Genomic DNA, 23,101 nt, shown 5'->3' with positions numbered 1-23,101 from the left:
GGGAAGCATGAACGAGCTGAACAGGAACTACATCAACGGCCAATGGGTTAGCTGGGCCGGTGACATGATCGACGTTCACGAAGCGGGCACAGGCGACGTGATTGCTCGCGTTCCCGCCGCTGGCGCGGATGAAATGGAACAGGCCATTGCCGCCGCGGATGCCGCTTTCGAAAGCTGGTCGGAAAGCTCCCTGGACGAGCGGATCAAGGTGCTGGAGCAGCTGCACGCGGGCCTGAAAGAGCGCGCGCCGGAAATTGCCGAGACCGTCTGCCGGGAAGTGGGCATGCCCATCAAACTGGCCACGCAGATCCAGGCCGGCATGCCGGCTGCAGTGACCAAGAGCTACCTGAAACTGCTGCCCGACTACCCGTTTACCGAACAGTCCGGCAACTCCGAGGTGCAGTACACCCCGGTGGGTGTGGTTGGCTGCATTACCCCCTGGAACTACCCGCTGCACCAGGTGATCCTGAAAATCGTCCCGGCGATTGCCGCCGGTTGCACCGTAGTGCTCAAGCCTTCCGAGATCGCTCCCCAGACGGCGTTTATCCTCGCCGAGATCCTCGATGGCACCGACTTGCCCAAGGGCGTCTTCAACATGGTGTGCGGCTATGGCCACACCGCGGGCGATACCCTGATCAAACACCCGGATGTGCGCATGGTGTCCTTCACTGGTTCCACACGCACCGGCAACCTGATTGCCCATGCCGCTGCCGATGACTTCAAGCGTTATGCCCTGGAAATGGGTGGTAAATCGGCCTCTGTGATCCTCCCGGACGCGGACCTCGCGGCAGCCGTCAAAGGCACCATCAACAACTGCCTGCTGAATTCCGGTCAGACCTGCACCGCACTCACCCGCATGCTGGTTCCGGCCGACAAGCACGACGAGGCCTGCGAACTGGCCGCCGCGGCTGTGGCCAAAATGACGCCGGGTAATCCGCTGGAAGAAACCACCCGCTTGGGCCCGCTGTCCTCTGCCCAGCAGCGTGACAAGGTGATCGATTACATCAAGCTGGGTATCGAGGAGGGCGCCAAGCTGGTCGCCGGTGGCCCGGAAGCGCCCGAGGGATGCGAGAAAGGTTACTTCGTCAAGGCGACCGTCTTTGGTAACGTCAAGCCGGACAGCCGCATCGCCCAGGAGGAAATCTTCGGGCCGGTGCTGTGCGTTATTCCCTACAACGATGAAGCCGAAGCGGTGAAAATTGCCAACGGCACCCAGTACGGGCTATCCGGTGCGGTCTGGTCTGGCGACGATGCCAAAGCCAAGAAAATCGCCAGCAAACTGCGCACTGGTCAGGTATTCGTCAATGGTGGCGCGTTCAACCCGATGGCACCGTTCGGCGGGTTTGGCCACTCTGGTATTGGCCGGGAATTCGGCAAATGGGGCCTGGAGGAGTTTCTGGAAGTTCGGTCGCTTCAGCTGTAAACGTCTATGTGCCTGGCCTGCTGAGACGCGGGCTGGGCCCGAGGTGGGGTACCTTTTCTTCTGGGAAAAACAACTCGCTTTGCTCAGACATTTTTTCCCGCCAGAAAAGGTACCCCACCCCGGACCTGAGCGCGTTCTGAGTCATCCGCTCTATGCTTTTCCTCCAAGCAAAATCCGCACGGCCGTACAGGCATCCTCCAATTCGGCCTCCCTTGGTTCGCGCCCAGCGATGATGTCGCTGTACAGGCAGGATTCTGCCAGTCTAATCATGAAGTAAGACAGGCTGAAGATGTTCATTGGCGGCTTGATGTGACCAGCTGCTACCTGGTCCTTCAGCATCCGTGTGTTGGTCTCCACTGTACGGGTGTGGAGGATCGACTGGGACGAGGTAAGGATCTTCAGGGCGTATTCCGGGTCCTGGTTGATAAAACGGCGCAGCGGCTCGAAACGCAGGATGGTGGAGTTGGTGCGTCGGTATACGCCGACGATATAGTCCACACCGACGCCAGGTGTCTCCGTCATGGCCTGTCGCCAGAGAGGTTCGTACAGAGACCAGAGAATCTCGCCGACCAGCAGATCCTTGTTGCCCACCCAGCGAAACAGGGTAGCCCGGCCAATTCCGAGTTCATCGGCCAGCGGCGCCAGGTGAATGCGTTCACCCTTGAGCCACATGCGACGTGCCCGCTTGAAAGCCTCGGCCGGTGTTGCCCTGGTTACGGTTTTGTCTGCCACTGAAACCTCATGCCCGAATTTGGATTCATTTTAACGGCTAAACCCGGAGCCGGCTATGTGGGCGGTTTCCAAAGGTCGTGATGGTTTTGTGAACTTTTCCGCCTACACTCTGCTCTGAACGCAACGAACGATACAGGGAAGGCAGTGAGCCCCTTACGATGACACGAACGGTACTGATTATCGAAGACAATCCCGGCATCGGTGAGCTGGTGCGTATGCAGGTGTCGGATCTGGGTATGAAGGCGGTTCTGATGGACCGGGGTGATACCGGTCTGGAGCGGTTCCGTGAGGGTGGCATCGATCTGGTGATCCTGGATTTGATGCTGCCCGGCCTGGATGGTCTCGCCGTGTGCCGGGAGATTCGTGCCTGCCCGGGCTACGTACCAGTTCTGATGCTGACGGCAAAAAGCACGGAACTGGATCGGGTTCTGGGCCTGGAAATGGGCGCGGACGATTACCTGACGAAACCTTTCAGCGTGGCGGAGCTGGCAGCCCGCATCAAAGCGCTTTTCCGACGGGTAGACGCACTCTCTCAGGGCTCGTCCGCAAGCAAGGAAGTTGAAGAGATTCAGGTGGATGGGCTAAAAATCGACCCGGTTCGCCGGCGGGTCTTTGTCGATGAGAAGGAGGTGGACCTGACCGCCCGCGAGTTCGACCTGCTCTGGCACTTTGCCTCCCATCGGGGCCGGGTTTTCAGCCGGGCCCAGTTGCTTGATGCCGTCTGGGGCTACAACCATGAGGGCTACGAGCACACCGTGAACACCCATATCAACCGCCTACGCAACAAGATTGAAGCCGACGCCGCCGAGCCCCGATATGTCCAGACGGTCTGGGGCGTTGGCTATCGGTTCATGGATTGATCATGGCCCTGTCTGTCTTCAGAACCCTCTATGCCCGGCTGGCCATTGGTCTGTTCCTGTTGTTGCTGGTGGTAGGAGGCCTCTTCACCTTTCTGAGCCTGTCTTCGGTGCGGGAATACTCGGCCGCGGTGAACCAGCAACTGAACCGGGATCTTGCCCGTAATCTGGTGTCGGACCGCAACCTGGTCACCGACGGCGAGCTCAATCGGGACGCCCTGAAGCAGCTGTTCGAGCTGTACATGACGATCAATCCGAGCATCGAGATCTATCTGCTGGATACTGACGGCAACATCCTTTCCTACTCTGCGGATCCGGCCAAGATCAAGCGCAACCGTGTGTCCCTGGAACCAATCCAGACCCTGATCGAAAACCCTGACGCCTATCCGCTTCCCGGTGATGACCCGCGCAGCCACGACCGGCGAAAGGTCTTTTCGGTAACGCCCGTTCCATCGGCTGAAAACCCGTCAGGCTACCTCTATGTGGTTCTGCGGGGTGAGGAATACGATCTGGCCGAGAGCATGGTGCACAGTAACCGCCTCCTGCAGATGGGCGCAGGCGCGCTGGCGGTGAGCCTGTTCGTCGGTTTGCTGGCCGGCCTGGTGTTTTTCCGGCTGCTGACGCGTCGGCTGTCTCGGTTGACCGAAAGGGTAGAATCCTTCGAGCGGGAAATGTCTCCAGAGAGCACGTCTGCGGTTGCTGGCAAGGGCGATGACATTGATTATCTGGCCGCCCGGTTTGATCAGATGGCGCAGCGGATTGTTGCCCAGCTGGATCTACTGAAGCACAAGGATGCCCAGCGCCGCCAACTGGTTGCCCAGGTCTCCCATGATTTGCGAACGCCCCTGGCGTCCGTTCAGGGTTATATCGAAGCCTTGAGGCTGAAACAGGACACGCTTGGCGCCGATGAGCGTGCCCGGTTCCTGGATGTGGCCCTGGCCGAGAGTCACAGGCTAGGTCGCCTGGTGGAGGAACTGTTCGAGCTTGCGGCGTTGGATGCCCGGGAAAAGCAGCCGAAAACGGAACCGTTTGTGGTTGCCGAACTCCTGCATGATGTGGTGCAGAAACATCAGCCTGAGGCGGAGCACGCGGGTGTTGAGCTCTCGATTGTCTCCGTGGCGCCGGTCCAGGTGCTGGCGGACATTGCCATGACCGAGCGAGTGTTGGATAACCTGATCAGCAACGCCATCAGCCATTCGCCAAAGAACTCGGCGATTACGCTGGGCGTTGGCGAAGGGGAGGGCGATGCCATGATCACTGTCGCGGACGCCGGGCCCGGCATCAATGATGAGGACCTGGAACACATCTTCGAACCTTTCTATCAGGCTACTGGCGCTTCCCGAACAGGACATGCCGGCCTTGGCCTGGCCATTGCCCAGAGAATGGTGTCACTGCAGCAGGGAAAACTCTCTGTTCGCAACGCCGATGGGGCCGTGTTCACGGTCTGGCTCCCCCTGGCCGCCGAAAAATCCACAACGTTATGAATTCGTAACACCTGATGAACGTTTTCGTGAATCCGCGACCTTACGCTTTAGGAATGGAATCACGTTAAGGAGAAGTCTGATGAAACGCAAGATTGTGGGTATTTTTTCGGCACTGGCGCTGGTCTCTGTCGCCGGACTTGTCACCACCAACGCGATTGCCGAAAAGTCGGAGTCGCAGATGAGCATGTATGCACCGGATCAGCCAGGCCTGGCGGTGGCAACTTTCGCTGGTGGCTGTTTCTGGTGTGTCGAAGCCGGGTACGAAAAACGGGTGCCGGGCGTGGTGGAAGCTGTCTCCGGCTATGCCGGTGGCGACGAGGCAAATCCTTCCTACAAGCAGGTTGCCTCGGGGCAGACTGGCCACACCGAAGCGGTACAGGTCTATTACGACCCGAACGAAATGACCTACGAGGGGCTGTTGCAAGCGCTCTGGCGGATGATGGACCCGACCGATAATCAGGGCCAGTTCGTGGACCGAGGCCAGCAGTACCGGCCCGCTATTTTCTACCACAACGCCGAGCAGAAGCGCCTGGCCGAGGAAGCCGTTGCAGAGTTAAAGGCTTCCGGCGTTTACGAGAAGCCCGTGGTGATTGAAATCGTGCCATTTGAGAAGTTCTATGAGGCCGAGGAATACCACCAGGATTACTACGACAAGAACCCGGTGCGTTACAACTTCTACACCTTCAACTCTGGCCGCTACCAGTTTATCGAGAAGGTGTATGGTGAAGACTACGAGCTTGATTACACCCGTTTCCAGGAGAACGCCACGGTGGATTCCAGTGACAACCTGGTGGGCAGTGACAGCGGCAATAAACAATCCGGCCAGATGGGCAGTGGCTTTGACCAGGAAAGCTTTGAAAAGCCGAGCCAGGAGGCGCTGAAACAGCGCCTGACCGATATGCAGTACGAGGTTACACAGGAAGACGGCACCGAGCCTGCGTTCAATAACAAGTACTGGGACAACAAGAAGCCAGGGCTTTACGTGGATATTGTCTCGGGCGAACCCCTGTTCTCATCCCGCGACAAGTACAAATCCGGCACCGGCTGGCCCAGCTTTACCCGGCCGATCACCCCTGATGCAGTGGTGGAACGTGAAGACAATTCGTTCTTCATGACCCGCACGGAAATCCGCAGCGTTCACGCGGACTCCCACCTTGGGCATGTGTTCAATGATGGTCCCGCGCCGACCGGGTTGCGCTACTGCATGAACTCTGCGGCGATGGACTTCATCCCGCTGGAGCAGATGGCAGAGGCCGGCTATGGCAAGTGGATTGACGACGTCAAACCGGCATCATAGCCAGAGATCCCCGATACGGGTCTCCCGGCTGAAATGGTGCAATACCTGTGCTTGCAGCAATTCGGCGGTGGCAACCGCATCAATCAGGGCGTTATGGGCGGCATAATGGGGCAGCCCATAACGCAGCCGGCTGTCAGCCAGTCGAATGGACACGGGCTTTTTCCCCAGCAATCGTTGCCAGCGTGACGGATTACGGTCCGGGTGCAGATGCGCCTCGATAGCCATGGTATCGATCAACGGAAACCGGATGCCTTCCCCCAGTCGCCATTGCAGTGCGACGTCAAAGAACGATCTCTCGATGTTGCGATAGTGGACCACGGGAATACGACCGTTCAGGCAGGCAAACAGGTCCTTCAGGATATCTTTCATATCGGGTGCCTGGTCGATATCACTGTGGGTAATGCCGTGAATCGTGATTGAGGTCTGGTGCAACGGAAGCTTGGGCCGCACGATCCAGTGGCGGGCCTTTCCCAACTGGATGCCATCGAGGGTGAACGGTACAAGGCCGATACTGACAATCGAATGTTGACTGGCGTCCAGGCCGGTCGTCTCGAAATCGAGCGCGACAAAAGGCACGTCGGACATGGGCGTCTCCGGCGACACACACCCGCTTTCGTAAAAGGCTTTCAGAATCGGTGACTTGCTTTGCTCAGCCAGGGCTTCGAACTGCTCGGGCCATGGCAGGCGTGTAACAGAATTCCCGGCCTGCTCCTCACTAGACATTACGAGCCACCGTGGCGTGATACCGGAATTTCAGGAACTTCTGGGCACCGCTGACCACCTGGAAGGCGTCTTTCAGATGGCTGCGCTCAAACGGTGAAAGGTCCTCGGGCCGAACGTTGTTGTCCGGCTGCCGGCCAGCCTCGATGGCCAGGGCCTGGTGGCGGATGCGAACGATGGAGATGAACTCCAGGGCGTCCCTAAGGTTGCCCAGATCATCCTCCAGCAGCAGCTTGGTGTTGCCGATGGCTTTCAAACGCTCGAACGAGTTCTGTGCGCGGGAGCCGCAGGCCAGGGCGTGAACCCGGATCAGGTCTGACAGGGGCGCCGTACCCCGACGTTTCAGGTTGAAGGTCTTCTGGTGCTTGCCATCTTCTTCCAGCACGAAAGTCCGGAAAAAGCCGATCGGGGGCGTGCGGTTCAGGGCATTGCGGGCCAGCATTGCCAGGAACCGCTGGCTGTTGCTGGCCTTTTCGGCCACCAGAGTTTTCAGTTGTTCGGCAAAGTCGGTTTCCCCGTAGATACCGTCCAGATCAAAGAAGATGTTGCTGTTTAACAAGGCTTCGGCCTTGGGGTTATCAATCCAGTCGGTGAAGTAGTCCTTCCAGACCCGCAGTGGCTGCCGCCATTTCTGGTTGGTGGCCATGATGTCGCCGGTGCAGTAGGTGTAGCCGCACTCCGCAAGGCCATCGCTGACAAATTTCGCCAGTGCCAGGAAGTACTCATCGTGCTCTTCCGGCACGAAGCTGTCGTCCAGAATCATGGCGTTATCCTGGTCGGTAACAACCAGCTGTTCGTCCCGCGCCATGGACCCCAGCGCCATAAAACAATAGGGCACGGGTGGCGGCCCCAGTTTCTCCTCGCCCAGGGCCAGCAGGCGCTGGGTAAAGCTGCGCCCGATCCCGGCCATGGCACTGCCAATCATGTGGGAGTTGGCGTCTTCATTCACCATGCGAACAAAGCTGTCCCGCACATCCAGGCTGATTTTCTTCAGGCCTTTCACATCCTGCTGGTGGTAGATGTTGCTGACCAGGTAAAGGCTGCTCTGGCTCTCGTACTTCACGATGTCAGACAGCGCAATGACGCCGCGAACCTCATCACCATCCATCACCGGCAGGTGGTGCACATTGTTGTGCAGCATGGTGAGCATGGCCTCAAAGATGAATATGTTCGAACGGATGGTGATCAGATCCTCCGACATGATCTCGCTGATAGGCGTTTCGGAGGCTAATGCCTCGCTGAGGGCCCGGGTGCGCAGGTCGCGGTCGGTGATGATGCCCTTGAGCAAGGGCTTGTCGCCCTCCTCGTCCATCAGCAGCAGTGCCGAGACGCCGTGCTCGGTCATAATCCGCGCTGCTTCCTGCAGTCGGACGGTGTGGGGGGCGGACACCGGCTCCCGGGAAATCAGCCGGGTGACCTTGGAGGTCATGAGCTGGTTGGATTTTTCCCGCCGGGATACAGCGGAGCGCAGGCGGCTTCGGTCCTCGATCTCAACGAAATCGGCAAAGTTGTCGTCGTTTTCCCAGAGGTACTGGAACGTATCGTAAGGAATCTTGTACAGCAGAACGTCTTCGAGGGCTTTGGCGGGAAAGCGAACTTTCCGGTTCATCAGCAGGCCAAACTGGCCGAAGACTTCACCCTCGCTGATCCGGTTGTAGAGTTCTCCGGTGCGCCGATAGATCTCTACTGCACCACTGCGTACGTAGAACAGCCAGCTGCTGGGATCACCCAGTTCCAGAATCTGGCTCCCGGCCTTGAAGTAAACAACCTCTATGTCGCCAACCACCCGGTCGAGCAGTTCCTCGGTCATCTCGTCGAACGGCGGGTATTGAGCCATGTGATTGCGGATGTCGACCAGCTCGGCCTGCATAAAACTCCCTGTTCTGGCGAAGAAAAAGTGATTGTCAGTCAAGGAATATAGCAGTGGCAGAAGCCTGCGACCATGTCGACCTTTGATGGATTTCATTGACCGGTTACCCCGGTGTTGCTAGCCTTGCCACACTTTTTTCAGGTGTCCGTCGCAAAGCGCGACGGATGAAACGGGAAATCGGTGAGCCTGGCACAGCCAGTGCAAGTCCGATGCTGCCCCCGCAACGGTAAGCAGGACAACGGCAATCTATGCGCCACTGTGTCTCCAAGACATGGGAAGGTGATTGCCCGGGAACCCCAGGTTCCGCCTGCCAGCCCGGAGACCGGCCTGGAAAAACACCCGATGTTGCGGTGGGCAACCTGGGTGGGTGATATGCCGGTTCCGCTTTTCTGTTGCCAGTCTACCGCCTGCCCCTTCTCCCTGTTCCGCAACGAAAACCAGATTCCCGTGCGGGTGCGCGCGGAGTGCGGAGCAAGCTCTATGTTCAGAATTCAATGCCCTGTTTTGTTGGCCGGCGTTTCCCTGGCCGCCCTGCCTCTGGCCGTTTCGGCCCAGTCTTCTCCAGAATCCGATGCCCTGGATCCGATCGTGGTTACCGCGACACTGGGCCCCAAGACCGTTGGCGAGAGCCTGTCTTCAGTGACGGTCATCGAAAAAGAGGATATTGATCGGCAACAGCCCGCGGAATTCCGCGACCTGCTGCGCGCCCAGCCGGGGATCAACGTGGTATCGGACGGCAGCTACGGCAAGACCACCAGCGTTTTCCTGCGCGGCGCGGGCAGCTCAGGTACCGTGCTGCTTCTCGATGGTATCCGCCTGCGCTCTGCCTCCGCGGGTATCCCACCCTGGCAGTTTTTGCCTCCCGAATTGATGGAGCGGGTTGAGCTGGTGCGGGGCGCGAAGAGCTCCCTCTATGGTGCCGATGCGGTCGGTGGCGTCATCCAGGCGTTCACCCTGGAACCCGAGGCCGGGCGCCAGGGTTGGGGCGAGCTGAAAGGCGGTTCCCATGAAACCCGTGAGGTAACGGCCGGACTGGCTGGCCGGGAAGGCCGTTCGTCGTTCCTGGCCGGTGGCGTTTATTCGGATACCGATGGCACGAACCTGCGTGCTGGCGGCGAGGACAAAGGATTCCGGAACGCTGGGGGCCTGGCCAAACTGAGCCACAGTTTTGACCAGGGCGGCGGCGCAGGGCTGACGGTGTTCCAGTCTGAAGGTAATACCGAGTTTGAAGGCGGTGATACCGATTTCCTGATCCGTGCCATGGGGCTGCATCTGGAAGCGGTTGCCAGTGACTACTGGCGCACACGGATCCAGTTCTCGGAAGCCCGTGACGAACAGGATACCTTCGGAGCCAATCCGAGCACGTTCGACACCCTGTCTCGCTCCGCGCGCTGGGAAAACACCCTGACGGCCGGTGTTCATGAGCTGGTTCTGGGTACGGAGGTCATGCTTGACGAAGTCGATGGCACCAGTAACTTCACAGAGGACAGCCGGACCAACAGCGCGGTTTTCGGTCAGGGCCGTTTGAACTTTGATGCCACCGATCTGATGCTCAGTCTGCGTCTGGATGACAACGAGGCCTATGGCAAAGAGGAGACTGGCGGTGTGGCCTTCGGTCACCAGCTGGACCGCGCCCATCGCTTTCGCCTCAGCTATGCGACATCGTTCCGGGCACCCACCTTTAATGACCTTTACCTGACGGTGCCGTTCTACACCGGTAATCCTGACCTCGATGCGGAAGAGGGGCAGATGGTCGAAGCCGGTTTCTCCGGGCGATATGACCAGTGGTACTGGGACATTGCGCTTTATCAGAACGACGTGAAAGACCTGATTACCTACGTGTCTGACCCGGTGACCTTTGAGGGCACCATGGAAAACGTCGAGACGGCCAGAATCCGTGGCGTTGAGGTTTCTTCCGGTATCGAGACGGCTGACTGGAATCTGGCGGCAGCAGTAACCTACGCGGATACCGAGAACCGCGATACCGGCGCCCGTTTACCGCGCCGTGCAGAAAAGAACCTGCGTCTGGATATTGATCGCCTGTTCTCCCAGTGGTCTGTGGGCGCCAGCTTTATTGCTGAGAGTGACCGCTACAACGATGCGGCAAATACCAGTCTGCTCCCGGGCTATGGCACGGTAGACCTGAGAGCGGCCTGGAATTTCCAGCCTGGCTGGTCGGCCTCGTTCAAGGTTGATAACGTGCTGGATCGTCGCTATGCCACCAGCATCGGGTATGACAGTGCGACCTTCGCGCCGTTCGACTACCTGGCTGCTGGCCGAACCTTCATGGCCTCGGTGCGCTATGATTTCCAGCAGTAAATTCATTGATCTGAGAGGCTTCCGCCCTCTATGAGGCACCTCTGGCTCGCTGCACTGTGTGTACTGTCTCTGCTTGCGCCCTCGTTGGCGCTGGCCGAGGGACCCTGCGCACGCGATGCACTGAACCAGAAGGTATGCCTGGCCGAGCCAGCGCAGCGTATTGTTTCTCTGTCACCGGGCGCCACGGAGCTGTTGTTCTCCGCCGGTGCCGGCGAAAAGGTCGTGGCGGCGAGTGCCTGGAGCGACTACCCGCCAGAGGCGGAGAACTTACCGCAGGTGGGTGACAGCAATCGTCTGAACCTGGAAGCGATCGTTTCAATGGCACCGGACCTGGTGGTGGCCTGGGTGGATGGCAATTCCCGCAGCCAGCTGGCACGGCTTTCGGGTCTTGGTATTCCGGTTCTCTGGCTTGCTCCGCGAACCTTCGACGACATTGCGATGGCAGTATCCGATCTGGCGTTGCTGACGGGCTCACCCGAACTCGGCAACGAGCGGGCCGAAGCGTTTCGCGCAGAGATGGCCGAACTGAAAGCCCGGTATGCCGATGCCAGACCGGTCAGGGTGTTCTATCAGATATGGGACCAGCCCCTGATGACCGTGAACCGGGAAGAACTGATCAGCAAAGCCATAACCCTGTGCGGCGGCGTGAATGTGTTTGGCGAGCTGCCACGGCTGGTGCCCCGGATCAGCCGGGAGGCGGTGCTCGAAGCCAACCCCGAAGCCATTATCACGGCCGGCTCGTCGGATGACAGGCAATGGCTCGAGGCCTGGCGAGAGTTCCCGGGCCTTGCCGCGGTAGCCTCAGGCAACCTCTTCCTGGAACCACCCGATCTGCTGGCGCGCCCCACGCTACGTATGGCAGACGGCGCCAGACACCTGTGCCAGACCCTGGAGCAGGCCCGTGCCAATCTCTAGCCCGTACAAACCGCTTTTTGTTCTGTTGCTGGCGGGTTTTCTGGCGGCTCTGCTTTCCGTCAGTATCGGCAGCACCGCCATCGGCTTTGGGGACACTCTGCGGGTGATAACCGGCAGTGGCACTGAACTTCAGCAAACGCTGATTCTTGAATTGCGTCTGCCCCGCACCCTGAGTGCCTTTGCAACAGGCGGTTTGCTGGCCGTAGCCGGGGCTTTGATGCAGGTTTTGTTGCGAAATCCCCTGGCCGACCCTTATGTGCTGGGGCTGTCTGGCGGTGCCGCCGTGGGTGCGTTACTGGCCATGCTGGCCGGCGCTGCCGGTTTCCTGGTGTCCGGCTCCGCGTTTGCCGGTGCCATGCTGGCCACCTTGCTGGTGTTTGGTCTGGCCCACGGCAGTGGCAGCTGGACGCCCTCGCGGCTGTTGCTCACCGGCGTGGTGGTTGCCGCCGGTTGGGGCGCCATCATTACCCTGATCCTCTCGATGACCCCGGCCAGTCGATTACCGGGCATGCTGTACTGGCTGATGGGCGATCTTTCCAACGCAGCCACGCCCTGGCCGGGACTGACTATTCTTTTGCTCGTGTGCCTGATGGTGTTTCCGCTGGGCCGGGCCCTGAACGTGTTGGCCCGGGGTTCCCTGCAGGCGGCGGCGTTGGGCGTTTCGGTGCGGCCACTGGAATGGTCGATTTACCTGATGGCCAGCCTGCTGACCGCATCCGCCGTCACCATGGCCGGTTCGGTTGGCTTTGTCGGCCTGGTGGTGCCCCACATGTTGCGGCTGGCGCTGGGGAACGACCAGCGGCTGATTCTGCCGGCCTGCGCACTGGCCGGCGGCACGCTGCTGGTGCTGGCAGACACGCTGGCGCGGGTAATGATTGCACCGGAGCAATTGCCGGTGGGCGTGATCACCGCACTGATCGGTGTGCCAACCTTCCTGTACCTGCTGTATCGGAGCCGATGATGACACGCCTGGCCACCGAAGCGCTGATGATCGATATTCCCGGGCGAGCCTCAGGTGCCCCCCTGAATCTGGCCATAGAGCCCGGGCAGGTCTGGGGCGTTCTTGGCCCTAACGGTGTGGGTAAAACCACCTTGTTGCATACCCTGGCAGGATTGCGGGAGCCCAGAAGCGGGCAGCTGCTACTCGACGACACCCCGCTGCACGACATCCGCCGCAAGACCGTCTCGCAGCAGATGGGCCTGGTATTCCAGGACCGGCAGGATGGATTCCCGGCCACGGTCCTTGAGACCGCCCTGATCGGCCGCCACCCCTGGTTATCCCCCTGGCAGATGGAGAGTGGCGAGGATCTCGCGATTGCGGAAAAAGCACTGGAAGCGCTGGACGTCATCCACCTGAAGGATCGCCTGGTGAACACCCTCTCCGGCGGCGAACGCCAACGGGTCGCCATTGCCACCCTGATGACCCAAAGCCCGGAAATCTGGCTCCTCGACGAGCCGACCAATCACCTGGATTTACAACACCAGACCGCCGTTATGAAGCTGCTTCGCCAACAAGCGGCGGAGGGCAAGGCAATCTTCATGTGCCTGCACGACCTGAACCTGGCCGCCCGATGGTGCGACCAGATCCTCCTCCTGTACCCCGACGGGCAGGCCTGCTGGGGCCCGGCCCGCGACATGCTGGTAACCTCTGCACTTGAGAGCCTGTTTGGTCAGCGTTTGCTATCTGCCGAACTGGATGGCTTTCCGGTGTTTGTGCCGGGCTAGATTGCGAGGCTTTATCCACGCCTCAGTTACTGGTTATATAGTCACTACATTCCCAACAAGGCCATCACCATGACGTCCCCACTTGTAACCACCGACTGGCTGCAGGAAAACCTCGATAACGACCGTTTGGTTTTGATCGACGCGAGTATGGCTACGGTGATTGGCAAGGAGCCGATCGTTTACGACCATCCGGTTTGGATACCGGGGAGTTTACAGATCGACCTTGAAGGAACGCTCTGCAATAAGGAATCGTCCCAGCTCCATGCGTTTCCAACCGAAGACCAGTTCACGCAGGAAGTGCGCAGACTGGGGATAACGCCCGAAAGCATGGTGGTGCTCTATGACAACCAGGGAATCTACTCGGCGCCCCGGGCCTGGTGGATTCTGCGGTCGATGGGCCTGGACAATGTTTTCGTGCTGGATGGTGGCCTGCCTCTGTGGCTGGCGGAGGGGCGTGAAACGGTGTCGGCTCCGGTTCAAGAAGCGGCTTTTTCCGGCTCCTTGTCGGGCCGTCTGGACTGTGAACGGGTTCGGGATTCCGCGTTCGTGTATCAGCACCTCGACGACGAGCAAGTCTCGGTAATTGATGCGAGATCCCGGGCGCGGTTCCTGGCCCAGGCGCCGGAACCGCGTCCGGGTGTGCGCGGCGGCCATATACCGAACTCTCTCAACCTGCCGTTTACCGAGGTGCTGGATGGTTACCGGTTCAAACCGGTCAGTGAGCTGAAAACAACGTTCAACCAGCTTGCGCCGAATCTTCAGCCTGGAAACGGGCATCAACTGGTGTTTTCCTGCGGCTCCGGCATCACCGCCTGCATCATTCTGCTGGCGGCGGAGCTGGCCGGGTATGACCAGCTCTCTCTATACGATGGTTCCTGGGCGGACTGGGGCAGCGACGAATCGCTGCCGGTGGCTTGAGCCAGGAGGGTTTTCTTGTATTACGGGCTGTCAGGCCATGCGCTTCATGATTCGGTCGCCCAGCAGGTACTGGTGCGCCAGGGCAGCCGCCACGTGTAGGCCAATCATTACCCACAACACGTTGGCCAGTAATTCGTGCACGTCTTCGCCGCTCTCTTCCAGCCATTCCGTTTCCGGACCGTAGCCAAAGACTGTCCAGCCGAAAAAGGTAACCGGATCGCCTTCACCGAGGGACGTCGCCAGGCCTGACAGCGGCATCAGAATCATCAGGGCGTAAAGCGCCAGGTGTCCCAGTTTGGCCAGGGTTGCCCAGTGTGCCGGTGGTGACAGACGTGAGCGGTTAAGCCAGCGCCACAGGCCGCGAAAGATCACCAGCCCGAAGATGGTCAGGCCCAGGCTCTGGTGCCAGGCCATCAACGACGCCTCGGAGAGGGAATGTTCCAAAGCCTCAAACCAGACTTCGCTGGCAAGCATGACCAGCAGCAGAACCGCCATGATCCAGTGCACAGCCCGGGAAACGGCACCATAGCGGTCGTCAGCGTCCATCAATGTCATCGTGATTCTCCTTGATCAAATGATGGCGGGGCACCCTCCGGGCCCCGCGCCTGCTGATGGTGATCAGCTCCGGTGTCCGCCGCGAACCGGGGCGCCGTACTGGTTGAACTCATGCTCCCGGATCAGATTCTGCTCGGCATCTCGCAGCTGAACCCGGTAGGTGCCATCGGTTGTTTCCTCAACGGACACTTCCACGCCCGGGCCGAAGCGTCTCAATGCCTGGCCATAGGCCATGATGCGCATTTCTTCGGTGCTGTACTGTTTGAGATCGGAACCCATGGCTTTGCCGTGGTGGCGATTCTCGTAACGATCGTCACAGTCACCCCGCCCGTAGTCGTCATCGGCAGACGCAAGTAGTGGCGTGGCGCTGAGCAGTGCAGCAATGGAGAGAGCAGCAATGGTGGTAGTTTTCTTCATGGTCGAACTCCTTGGTTGGTGAAACCCATGACGGAATGTCATCGTTGGTCGGGAGTTATTGCACCAAGGAAACGTCGCAGAATTGTCTCGGTGACCCATCGAGTTTGTCGCAACTTGTCGCAAGGCCGGGATTTGCGACGGTTTTTGACAAGATCGCGCCCATTGGGAAACTCGACTCCCCTATAATCGGGGCAGACGGTAATCCAACGGAGTAACGAGTGAGCGACTCTCCCACCATTCTGGTCGTCGATGACCATCGAGACATTCGCGATCTGGTCGGCCGCTATCTGCAGGAGCATGGTCTGCGGGTGCTGCTGGCGGATGGCGGTGATGCCATGAAGCGTCAGTTGCGACAGCAGTCCGTCGATCTGGTTGTGCTGGACATCATGATGCCCGGCGACGATGGCCTCACCCTCTGCCGTTACCTTCGCGAGCACACCGAATTGCCGGTGATACTGCTCACTGCCATGAGCGAGGAAACCGATCGCATCGTCGGCCTGGAAATGGGCGCAGACGATTACCTCACCAAACCCTTTAACCCTCGGGAGTTGTTGGCCCGCATAAAAGCGGTTCTGCGCCGCACCACGGCGTTGCCACCGCAACGTAGCCCCATGGCCGGTCAGTCCCTCACGTTCGAGGGCTGGACGCTGGACGTCGACCGCCATCAACTCATCGATCCGGAAGGTGTCGAGGTGTCGTTGAGTACCGCCGAGTACAAGCTTCTGCTCGCCTTCCTTGAACACGCCGGCCGCGTGTTGTCCCGTGATCAACTGATGGATCTGACCCTCGGCAGAGAGGCGGATGCCTTTGATCGAAGCATTGATAATCATGTCAGCCGCCTGCGCCGAAAGATCGATCCGGACGCCCGCAGCCCCAGGCTGATCAAGACGATCTGGGGCGGTGGCTACCAGTGGATCGCACCGGTCGAAGGGGCTGAGCAATGAGACTCTGGCCAAGGCGCGCCGGTGGGCAGCTGGCGCTGTTGCTGATTCTGGTGCTGCTGGTGGCCCAGGTTATCACCATCGTTATTCTGGCGGGTGAACGCCAGGGTGCGCTGCGCAGTGCGGGCCTGGAACACGTCCTCCAACGGGTTTCTGATGGCTACACCCTGGCTGATACCACGGATCCGGAACGTCAGGAGCGTATCCTGCGGGCACTCTCCAGCCCGACCCTGCGGCTTTCCATCGATTCTGAGCCCTATCTGACCGAGGACCAGGCCTCCGGCATGACGCGCCGGCTGGCCGGGGAGCTGGGGTTGCCCGTTGAGCAGGTTCGAACGGCCATGGAGGCGGACGAGGATGACTGCCGGCCCGATCGCGATGACCACCGGAAACGTGAGCGGCATGACGATGAGGATGATGAGCACCATGAATATGAAGAACATCGTGATGATGACGACCATCGGGATGAACGGCATGAATGCCCCCCGGTCCTGGGGGTTTCCCTGGCCATGTCCTCTGGCCAGTGGTTCAACGCCCAAGCGAGGCCACCAGCGCCTTCCTGGCTCTGGCTAAAGGCCACACTCACCAGCGTCGGGATTACCGCCGTGCTGCTTACGCTGACCCTGTTGCTGGCGGTCCGTCGAATTCTGAGGCCAATGAATGAGCTGAGCCGGGCAACCCACGCGTTTGGACGCGGGGAGAAAGTCCGGATTTCTGAAAAGGGGCCAGAGGATGTTCGTGAGGTAACCCGCGCCTTCAACCAGATGCAGGATCAGGTTGGCCGCGCCCAAGAAGACCGGGCAAGGCTGCTGGCGGCCCTGGCCCATGATCTCAGGACACCCATCACCTCCATGCGGCTGCGGGTGGAAATGCTGCCGGAAGGCGAGGACAGGGATCGCCTTCTGGATGCCCTCCGGGAGATGCAGCATCTGGCCGAGGCCACCCTCGACTTCATCCGGGGCAGCACCACCGAACAGCACCGCCGTTATGATCTGGCCACCCTGCTGGACAGCCTGTGTGGAGACCTACAGGAAATGGGGCTGGCGGTTCACTGCCAGGACAGTCCGAGATGTGTGCTCCAGGGACAGCCCGAAGCCGTCAAACGTGCCCTGCGCAATTTGATTGAGAACGCGGTTAATTACGGCGAGCAGGCGGACGTAACCCTGGCAACAACGGACACCGAAGCGGTTGTGACGATTGTTGATCAGGGTCCGGGTATTCCTGAAGTGGAACGGGAGCGGGTTTTCGAACCGTTTTACCGTTTGGAACAGTCCCGCAGCCGCGAGACGGGTGGCGCAGGCCTGGGACTGGCCATCGCCCGCACGCTGATCCGGGGTATGGGCGGCGACATCCATTTTGACGCCGGCCCAGACGGCAAAGGCCTCAAGGTGTCCGTCACTTTGCCGCTTTAATCGAGCCATCTGCCTGGGCGGGGCGTGGTAAAGCGTTTGATCCTGTCCGGCGGCGTGCAGCCGGGTTTCATTTGTTCATCGGAAAGCAAAAGGTAGTTGTCACGGTGAGCCGTGCCCACGGGAATGGCACCGTCTTTCGTGAAGCAGGGCAGCTCAATTTGATCGGCCACGAGCAGGTAGCTATCCGGTGTTTCCTTCATCCACAACCAGGCATTGCGGTTCTCCTGTTCCCGACCGGTGAAGAAACTGAAATGGGTGAAATCGCGCTTTGAAAACAGCAGGAACTGTTCCCGGAAGTCGATCATACCGAGCTGACCGCCGGCCGGGATATGCTGTTCTGCGGCGGCCAGAACGTTGCGGGGGGTTCGAAGTGGCTCAAGAATTCGATAGCCCCAGGTGCCCAGCAGCAGCCAGGTGATCATCATGGCCAGGAACAGACGCCCGAGGGCACGGGAGCGCCAGAACCCGAACAGACTGATCAGCCAGGCCAGCCCGATAACGAAGATGAACGTCCCTGCCTCATGAAGTTTGGCCGGATCGGTGCTGTAGTTGGCCACTTTTTCAACCAGCCTGGGGTGGTCGTTCCAGGCCAGGATGCCAACTGCCATCAACGCAACACCGAGCAGGAACTGTAAACCCGTCAGGATGGGCGGAAACCAGCGTGCTGGCTTCTGGGCACTGAGAAGCGGGGCGAGAATCAGCGCGAGCATGGGCAATGCGGGCAACAGGTAAACACCGCGCTTGCCGGGGCTGAGGCTGAAAAACACGATAACCAGGGCAATCCAGCCCAGAAGCACCGGAATAATCGGGCGGTACCGGGCGGTTTCAGACAGGGGCCGGATCAAGGCCAGCAGCAACAGCGGAAGCGGAAACCACAGCGAGGGGATTACGCTGGTGAGGTAATAGTACCAGGGCTGGATATGGCCCCATGAGTCGGCATAGCGTTCGCCGGTCTGCTTGAACAGGATATTGTTCCGATAGGCCAGGGCCTCTTCGGTGCCGAGATTGTTAACGTAAAGCACCACGGGAATCAGCCAGGCGGCAACCACTGCCAGCATGGCCAGCGGGCCCAGTGCGCAGCGCCAGGTGAGCGTGCCACGGAACAGTGCGCGATCGCGAAGCTTCATGATCAAGATCGGAATGAGCATCAGCGCCGGCAGGAAGCCAACCCCTTTGGTGATGATTCCGAGCCCCATAAACGCCCAGCCAACGAAGTACCAGCCCCAGGCAGGCCCGGTGAAAAAGTGTCGGATCAGGCCGTAGCAGGCAACCGCAATCCAGCAGGCGACCATGGCGTCGATCTGGGCTTTCTGGGCCTGGATCACGAACTGGGGCGCAAGCATCAGCAACATGACGGCAATGGCACCGGTCCGCTGGTTCCACAGGCGGGTGCCCAGATCAAAGACCAGTCCCAGTGTCAGCAGGCTGCAAAGCGCATTGGGGAGAAGGAATGCAATCTTCAGGTTGCCGGTCAGCCAGTAAAAGAAGGCAATACTCCACATGAACACCGGTGGTTTGTCCGGGTAGAACTCACCACCCCGCATGGGGATAAGCCACTGCCCGGAGGCGACCATTTCACGGGCCACTTCCGCAAACCGCGGTTCGTCGGCAGGCCAGGGGGAGCGCAGTCCGATCCCGGTAAAAAACACGACTGCAGCAATGGCGAGCAGTAACAGCAGGAGTTGATTGCGGGACAGATTGAACAGGGTGTCCGGCAGGTGACGAACGGAGGAGGATGCAGGCATGGTTCGGTCTCAGAGAGAGTCGGAAACGGAATCGGCCAGCGTCCTGGCCCTCTGGTTGTGATAGAGAAAAGCAGCAATGAGCGAGGCGAGAATGAAAAAGCCGATGCTCACCGCAAGCTGATAGGCATTGGCATTGCCGATACCGGCACCGGCCAGGGCAAACACCAGCATCTGGGGCAGGTAGCCCAGTGTGCTGCCAAAGAGAAACGGTGAGAAACGGATCCCGGAGCAGCCGGCGACAAGGTTGGTCACCAGGTTACTGCCCACGGGCAGCAAGCGGACCATGAGAACTTTCAGCAGGGTCTGCTCCCGGAACAGGCGATCAAACTGCTGCATCCGGTGGCTGAACCGCACGCTTAACGGCGTTCGCAGCAGCCAGCGGGCGGTCATGAAACAGCCGGTGGCCCCAATGGCGGCGGCCAGGGTCGACAGCAGCGTCCCGTTGAGTCCGCCCAGCGAAAAACCCAGCACGAAGGCGAGCAACTGACGTGGAGCGCCGAGGCCGGTAAACAATGCGCCGGCCAGGGTAATCACCACCAATCCGCCGAGACCATGGCTGTGGAGATAGTTCGCCACTTCATTCTGGTCGGCAATGAAGTCGAGCCATCCGTTATGGATGGTCAGATAGCCAACCAGCACAAGGGCGGCGAAGGCCAGCCAGCGGGAACCGTTGATCATGTCAGGAGCGCTCCGCCACCGACCCCTGTGGATCGGCCTGACCGGCACTGCTGATGACAGGAACGCGGGTGCGGTGCAGCAACCACAGCACACCGAGCAGGTCCAGAATGCCGGCCCAGGTCCGGTTCCAGGCGTTGTATTTGGAGATGCCGGCCGTGCGTGGGCGGTGGTTGACCTCCACGATGGCAATGTCACCGCCAATTCCCCGTACCAGAGCCGGGATGAAACGGTGGCCGTGGTCGAACCAGGGCAGTTTGAGGAAGGTTTCCCGTGGAAACAGCTTCAGGCCGCAGCCGGTATCGGGCACGCCATCATGAAGCAGCGCATCCCGCACGCGGTTCGCAAGGCGGGACTGGAAGCGTTTCCAGGCGGTGTCCTTGCGATTCTTGCGATAGCCGGCAATACAGAAATCCGGGTTGCGCAGGGTGTTGGCTTTCTGGAGCATGGCGGGGATGTCGGCCGGATCGTTCTGGCCATCGCCATCCATGGTAACGATGAGCCTGCTCCTTGCCTGCCGGATACCCGATGCCAGGGCACCGCTCTGGCCGATGCTGCGCTCGTGACGAATGGTCAACAAGCGGCCACCGAGGGCCCGGGCGGTTCTCACGGCTGTGTCCAGCGTGCTGTCGGTGCTGCCATCATCCACCAGCACCACCTCGAAGCCGTGATAGTCACGCATCACCCCGTAGGCCTCGGTTAGCAGGGTAGCGATGTTGGCTTCTTCATCCTTGGCAGGGATAACCAGCGACAGTGTTCTTTCCTGACCCATGTAGAGACATCCTCGAAAACGGAATATCAACCGGGCCGTCTGGCGGCCCTATTCACTTGGGGCGGAGTATCCTCTTCAAACCTTAAAACAATCTTAAACCTGCCTGAGACGAGAGGGGGCCCGGGCTGGCAGCCAGATGCTGACGCACAGGCCGGAGTTGCCATCCGACCGGTCGCCAAGTGTGAGCTGGCCACCGTGGAGTTCCGCAATACGCCGGGCGATGGCCAGCCCGAGACCCGCGCCGCCACCGAGGCGCTGGTCCAGTCGGACAAAGCGGCTAAGTGCCCGTTCGCGGGCCTCGGCGGGTATGCCCGGCCCCTGGTCGCATACGGTGATGTGGTAACCCTCGCCGGAAGGCGTAAGGTGTGTCTCAATGGTGGTGTGTTCAGGGCTGTACTGTATGGCGTTGGCCAGCAGGGAGCGCATGAGGGTGTTGATCAGCGCGCTGTGACAGCAAACCAGAGCCTGACCGGCATCGTCCTGGAGCACCGGGTCGATGTGCTTTTTCAGGGCCAGAGGTGCCACATCGGCGATGCTCTGTTCCACGATGGCAGACAGGTTGTGGTATTCCGGGGTGAAATCGGCACCGGAGTCGACTCGGTTGAGCAATAGCATCTGCTCAACCAGGTGCACCATGCGGTCCACGGACTGGATCAGGTCACCATACTGTTCCGGATCCTTCTCGTAGACCTTTTCCAGGTTCAGTCGCAGGGCGGTCAGTGGCGTTCGCAGCTCATGGGCGGCATCGGCAGAGAACCGTCGTTCCCGTTCCAGGGCCTGGTTGAGGCGTCTGAGCAAGCCATTCACTGCCTGCACCAGGCCGGCGACTTCCTTCGGCGCCTGGCGGTCGTCGAGGGGGTGGATGTTTTCCGGGGCCATGTTGCGGATCGGGCGCTCAAGCTTCAGGAGCGGCCTGAAGCCGAACTGGATAGCGGCGCTGGCGGCAAGTAGCAGCAGGGGAAGGGCGATCAACAGGGGCAGGATGTTCCCCAGGGCCAGTTCCTCGCTGAGCTCCTCCCGAATATCCTCACGCTGTGCTGTCCGGATCCAGAAGCCGGTTGCCGGGTCCTGAAGAGTGAACACGCGCCAGCGAAAGCCACTGGATTCTGCCCAGGAATAGCCGGGTGTCAGTCCTTCGGTATCGTCGGCTTTGAGGGTATCCAGCAATGGTTCGCGGTCGGGGGTCCAGACCTCGAACGCCAGTTTCTTCTCGTACTTGTGCCCGGTGCCGCCGGGCAGGATTTCATTATTGTCGGCTTCGAAATCCACTCCTGGCGTGTCGGCTCGGGGCAGCTCCAGGGTTTCACTCAGGGTCTTGGGCAGCTGCTCTACAGACTGGGTGTCGGCCAGGTGCTGCACCAGGCCCTGGACGATCCTCGTGCTCTGTGCCAGTTCGGCGTCAAACAGTTCCTCCAGCTCGTGGTTGCTTTCGATGTAGCTCCAGGCTGCGGCTACAAGCGCAATCAGCAGAACGGTGGAGGTAACCAGCAGCGTCAGGGTGCGGGTCAGGGACATTCGGTCACCCTGGCGGCAGCCTGGCTGTCGAGCAGGTAGCCCACGCCGCGTATGGTCCGGATGGTCTCCTTGCCAACCCGGCGGCGCAGGTGGTGGATATGCACCTCCAGGGCGTTGCTTTCTGCGCCGTGATCCCAGCCGTAAAGTTGCTCCTCCAGCCGTCGTCGCGTGGCGACCTGGTCTGGGTGTCGCATCAGGTAGTGAAGAATCTGGAATTCACTGCGGGGCAGTGTGGTGGTCTCGTCGCCGTACGTCAGTTGCCCGGAATCAGGGTTGAGAACCAGCTGGCCCACCGTCAGACCATTCTGCGGCACGGACGAGCCCCGACGGGTGACCGCCCGGATTCGGGCCTTGAGTTCCGCCATGGCGAAGGGCTTGGTGAGGTAGTCATCGGCACCGGCATCCAGACCGGTCAGCTTTTCATCCAGGCCGGCCCTTGCAGTCAGGATGATTACCGGCGTTTGCACACCCTGTTTCCGGGCTGTCTTCAGAATGTCCAGGCCATCTACACGGGGCAGGGTCAGATCAAGGATCGCCAGATCAAAGTGTTCGCTGGTGAGCGCGCCCAATGCCTGCTGGCCGTCGTCGAGCCAGTCCACCGTGTTCTGTCCGTCACGCAACATCCCCAGCATGGTATTGGCCAGGTGATGGTCGTCTTCTACAAGCAATATCCGCATGGCAGGTCCTGTTACCGCTTTGGTGATCATTCTGGCACAGAAATCTTAAGGCCAGCTTAAGAAAACTTCTGGCGGCTCTTAAGCCTGGGTTAAGGCTGGCGCTCTAGTCTGGAAGGCGTACCCAAAGGGAGG

21 protein-coding genes and 1 riboswitch are annotated in these 23,101 nt (G+C 60.0%); of the genes, 11 read left to right on the top strand and 10 right to left on the bottom strand.

Going from position 1 to position 23,101, the window contains the following annotated elements; genetic code table 11:
- Positions 1–7: 7 nt before the first annotated feature.
- The gene (locus ABNF92_RS09705; protein ID WP_349344031.1) at positions 8–1,423 is read left to right on the top strand and encodes an aldehyde dehydrogenase family protein; all 1,416 of its coding nucleotides are present in this window, start codon (positions 8–10) and stop codon (positions 1,421–1,423) included.
- A gap of 150 nt (positions 1,424–1,573) precedes the next feature.
- On the opposite strand, the gene ABNF92_RS09700 is transcribed toward ABNF92_RS09705, so the two are convergent.
- Positions 1,574–2,155 (bottom strand): QsdR family transcriptional regulator, encoded by a 582-nt coding sequence (locus ABNF92_RS09700; protein WP_209399263.1) that lies wholly within the window; start codon positions 2,153–2,155, stop codon positions 1,574–1,576.
- A 158-nt stretch (positions 2,156–2,313) separates the two neighbouring features.
- Between ABNF92_RS09700 and ABNF92_RS09695 the strand changes: the two genes are divergently transcribed.
- The 3 genes from ABNF92_RS09695 (at position 2,314) to msrB (ending at position 5,793) form a co-directional block, all read left to right on the top strand.
- Positions 2,314–3,015 carry a response regulator transcription factor gene (locus ABNF92_RS09695; RefSeq protein WP_349344030.1) on the top strand — a complete coding sequence of 234 codons (702 nt, stop codon included), beginning with the start codon at positions 2,314–2,316 and terminating at the stop codon, positions 3,013–3,015.
- A gap of 2 nt (positions 3,016–3,017) precedes the next feature.
- Positions 3,018–4,496 (top strand): ATP-binding protein, encoded by a 1,479-nt coding sequence (locus tag ABNF92_RS09690; protein WP_349344029.1) that lies wholly within the window; start codon positions 3,018–3,020, stop codon positions 4,494–4,496.
- A gap of 79 nt (positions 4,497–4,575) precedes the next feature.
- The gene (gene msrB / locus ABNF92_RS09685) at positions 4,576–5,793 is read left to right on the top strand and encodes a peptide-methionine (R)-S-oxide reductase MsrB (RefSeq protein WP_349344028.1); all 1,218 of its coding nucleotides are present in this window, start codon (positions 4,576–4,578) and stop codon (positions 5,791–5,793) included.
- Here the strand turns inward: msrB and ABNF92_RS09680 are convergent.
- Both ABNF92_RS09680 and ABNF92_RS09675 read right to left on the bottom strand, forming a co-directional pair.
- The gene (locus tag ABNF92_RS09680; RefSeq protein ID WP_153634265.1) at positions 5,788–6,516 is read right to left on the bottom strand and encodes a 3'-5' exonuclease; all 729 of its coding nucleotides are present in this window, start codon (positions 6,514–6,516) and stop codon (positions 5,788–5,790) included. The two genes, msrB and ABNF92_RS09680, sit on opposite strands and share 6 nt — an antisense overlap.
- Complete coding sequence (locus tag ABNF92_RS09675) at positions 6,509–8,383, bottom strand: putative nucleotidyltransferase substrate binding domain-containing protein (protein WP_349344027.1); 1,875 nt, start codon at positions 8,381–8,383, stop codon at positions 6,509–6,511. The genes ABNF92_RS09680 and ABNF92_RS09675 overlap by 8 nt, the downstream gene beginning before the upstream one ends.
- A gap of 122 nt (positions 8,384–8,505) precedes the next feature.
- A riboswitch (cobalamin riboswitch) is annotated at positions 8,506–8,729 on the top strand.
- 134 nt (positions 8,730–8,863) lie between these two features.
- On the opposite strand from ABNF92_RS09675, the gene ABNF92_RS09670 reads away from it, so the two are divergent.
- The 5 genes from ABNF92_RS09670 to ABNF92_RS09650 all read left to right on the top strand — a co-directional run bounded on the left by ABNF92_RS09670 (position 8,864) and on the right by ABNF92_RS09650 (position 14,260).
- Positions 8,864–10,702, top strand: a complete 1,839-nt coding sequence (locus ABNF92_RS09670; protein WP_136630727.1) for a TonB-dependent receptor — start codon at positions 8,864–8,866, stop codon at positions 10,700–10,702.
- A gap of 30 nt (positions 10,703–10,732) precedes the next feature.
- Entirely contained in the window at positions 10,733–11,617 is an 885-nt protein-coding gene (locus ABNF92_RS09665; protein ID WP_349344026.1) for a cobalamin-binding protein, read from the top strand.
- Positions 11,604–12,578 carry an iron ABC transporter permease gene (locus ABNF92_RS09660; protein WP_349344025.1) on the top strand — a complete coding sequence of 325 codons (975 nt, stop codon included), beginning with the start codon at positions 11,604–11,606 and terminating at the stop codon, positions 12,576–12,578. Before ABNF92_RS09665 ends, ABNF92_RS09660 begins: the two co-directional genes overlap by 14 nt.
- Positions 12,578–13,342 (top strand): ABC transporter ATP-binding protein, encoded by a 765-nt coding sequence (locus ABNF92_RS09655; protein WP_349344024.1) that lies wholly within the window; start codon positions 12,578–12,580, stop codon positions 13,340–13,342. Before ABNF92_RS09660 ends, ABNF92_RS09655 begins: the two co-directional genes overlap by 1 nt.
- 69 nt (positions 13,343–13,411) lie before the next feature.
- Positions 13,412–14,260, top strand: a complete 849-nt coding sequence (locus ABNF92_RS09650; protein WP_349344023.1) for a sulfurtransferase — start codon at positions 13,412–13,414, stop codon at positions 14,258–14,260.
- Between the two features lie 30 nt (positions 14,261–14,290).
- On the opposite strand, the gene ABNF92_RS09645 is transcribed toward ABNF92_RS09650, so the two are convergent.
- Both ABNF92_RS09645 and ABNF92_RS09640 read right to left on the bottom strand, forming a co-directional pair.
- Positions 14,291–14,815 carry a cytochrome b gene (locus ABNF92_RS09645; RefSeq protein ID WP_069182617.1) on the bottom strand — a complete coding sequence of 175 codons (525 nt, stop codon included), beginning with the start codon at positions 14,813–14,815 and terminating at the stop codon, positions 14,291–14,293.
- A gap of 63 nt (positions 14,816–14,878) precedes the next feature.
- Positions 14,879–15,232, bottom strand: a complete 354-nt coding sequence (locus ABNF92_RS09640; protein WP_069182618.1) for a hypothetical protein — start codon at positions 15,230–15,232, stop codon at positions 14,879–14,881.
- Positions 15,233–15,450: 218 nt separating this feature from the next.
- On the opposite strand from ABNF92_RS09640, the gene ABNF92_RS09635 reads away from it, so the two are divergent.
- Together ABNF92_RS09635 and ABNF92_RS09630 are read left to right on the top strand one after the other, a co-directional pair.
- Complete coding sequence (locus ABNF92_RS09635) at positions 15,451–16,176, top strand: response regulator (protein ID WP_349344022.1); 726 nt, start codon at positions 15,451–15,453, stop codon at positions 16,174–16,176.
- Positions 16,173–17,585, top strand: coding sequence for a HAMP domain-containing sensor histidine kinase (locus ABNF92_RS09630; RefSeq protein WP_349344021.1), 1,413 nt, complete (start codon positions 16,173–16,175; stop codon positions 17,583–17,585). Before ABNF92_RS09635 ends, ABNF92_RS09630 begins: the two co-directional genes overlap by 4 nt.
- Here the strand turns inward: ABNF92_RS09630 and ABNF92_RS09625 are convergent.
- From ABNF92_RS09625 to ABNF92_RS09605, 5 genes are all read right to left on the bottom strand, one after another.
- A complete protein-coding gene (locus tag ABNF92_RS09625) occupies positions 17,582–19,330 on the bottom strand; it encodes a glycosyltransferase family 39 protein (RefSeq protein WP_349344020.1) in 1,749 nt (582 codons plus the stop codon). The genes ABNF92_RS09630 and ABNF92_RS09625 overlap by 4 nt on opposite strands.
- Positions 19,331–19,339: 9 nt before the next feature.
- A complete protein-coding gene (locus tag ABNF92_RS09620) occupies positions 19,340–20,008 on the bottom strand; it encodes a VTT domain-containing protein (RefSeq protein ID WP_349344019.1) in 669 nt (222 codons plus the stop codon).
- Between the two features lies 1 nt (position 20,009).
- Entirely contained in the window at positions 20,010–20,777 is a 768-nt protein-coding gene (locus ABNF92_RS09615) for a glycosyltransferase family 2 protein (protein WP_136630666.1), read from the bottom strand.
- 93 nt (positions 20,778–20,870) lie between these two features.
- Positions 20,871–22,292: an ATP-binding protein gene (locus ABNF92_RS09610; protein ID WP_349344018.1), complete on the bottom strand. Its 1,422-nt coding sequence runs from the start codon at positions 22,290–22,292 to the stop codon at positions 20,871–20,873.
- Entirely contained in the window at positions 22,283–22,969 is a 687-nt protein-coding gene (locus ABNF92_RS09605) for a response regulator transcription factor (protein ID WP_209399245.1), read from the bottom strand. The genes ABNF92_RS09610 and ABNF92_RS09605 overlap by 10 nt, the downstream gene beginning before the upstream one ends.
- Positions 22,970–23,101 lie beyond the last annotated feature (132 nt).

Origin of the sequence: Marinobacter sp. MMG032, assembly GCF_040112695.1 — a bacterium.
Lineage (GTDB): Bacteria > Pseudomonadota > Gammaproteobacteria > Pseudomonadales > Oleiphilaceae > Marinobacter > Marinobacter salsuginis.
Note: the sequence above shows the minus strand (reverse complement) of the source record. Positions and strands in the feature narration are given on the sequence as shown.

Excerpts from the sequence above, each read along its gene's own strand:
- ABNF92_RS09705 (WP_349344031.1), top strand. The coding sequence starts at position 8 with ATGAACGAGCTGAACAGGAACTACATCAACGGCCAATGGGTTAGCTGG.
- ABNF92_RS09695 (WP_349344030.1), top strand. The coding sequence starts at position 2,314 with ATGACACGAACGGTACTGATTATCGAAGACAATCCCGGCATCGGTGAG.
- ABNF92_RS09690 (WP_349344029.1), top strand. The coding sequence starts at position 3,018 with ATGGCCCTGTCTGTCTTCAGAACCCTCTATGCCCGGCTGGCCATTGGT.
- msrB (WP_349344028.1), top strand. The coding sequence starts at position 4,576 with ATGAAACGCAAGATTGTGGGTATTTTTTCGGCACTGGCGCTGGTCTCT.
- ABNF92_RS09680 (WP_153634265.1), bottom strand. The coding sequence starts at position 6,516 with ATGTCTAGTGAGGAGCAGGCCGGGAATTCTGTTACACGCCTGCCATGG.
- ABNF92_RS09675 (WP_349344027.1), bottom strand. The coding sequence starts at position 8,383 with ATGCAGGCCGAGCTGGTCGACATCCGCAATCACATGGCTCAATACCCG.
- ABNF92_RS09670 (WP_136630727.1), top strand. The coding sequence starts at position 8,864 with ATGTTCAGAATTCAATGCCCTGTTTTGTTGGCCGGCGTTTCCCTGGCC.
- ABNF92_RS09665 (WP_349344026.1), top strand. The coding sequence starts at position 10,733 with ATGAGGCACCTCTGGCTCGCTGCACTGTGTGTACTGTCTCTGCTTGCG.
- ABNF92_RS09655 (WP_349344024.1), top strand. The coding sequence starts at position 12,578 with ATGACACGCCTGGCCACCGAAGCGCTGATGATCGATATTCCCGGGCGA.
- ABNF92_RS09650 (WP_349344023.1), top strand. The coding sequence starts at position 13,412 with ATGACGTCCCCACTTGTAACCACCGACTGGCTGCAGGAAAACCTCGAT.
- ABNF92_RS09645 (WP_069182617.1), bottom strand. The coding sequence starts at position 14,815 with ATGACATTGATGGACGCTGACGACCGCTATGGTGCCGTTTCCCGGGCT.
- ABNF92_RS09640 (WP_069182618.1), bottom strand. The coding sequence starts at position 15,232 with ATGAAGAAAACTACCACCATTGCTGCTCTCTCCATTGCTGCACTGCTC.
- ABNF92_RS09630 (WP_349344021.1), top strand. The coding sequence starts at position 16,173 with ATGAGACTCTGGCCAAGGCGCGCCGGTGGGCAGCTGGCGCTGTTGCTG.
- ABNF92_RS09625 (WP_349344020.1), bottom strand. The coding sequence starts at position 19,330 with ATGCCTGCATCCTCCTCCGTTCGTCACCTGCCGGACACCCTGTTCAAT.
- ABNF92_RS09620 (WP_349344019.1), bottom strand. The coding sequence starts at position 20,008 with ATGATCAACGGTTCCCGCTGGCTGGCCTTCGCCGCCCTTGTGCTGGTT.
- ABNF92_RS09615 (WP_136630666.1), bottom strand. The coding sequence starts at position 20,777 with ATGGGTCAGGAAAGAACACTGTCGCTGGTTATCCCTGCCAAGGATGAA.
- ABNF92_RS09610 (WP_349344018.1), bottom strand. The coding sequence starts at position 22,292 with ATGTCCCTGACCCGCACCCTGACGCTGCTGGTTACCTCCACCGTTCTG.
- ABNF92_RS09605 (WP_209399245.1), bottom strand. The coding sequence starts at position 22,969 with ATGCGGATATTGCTTGTAGAAGACGACCATCACCTGGCCAATACCATG.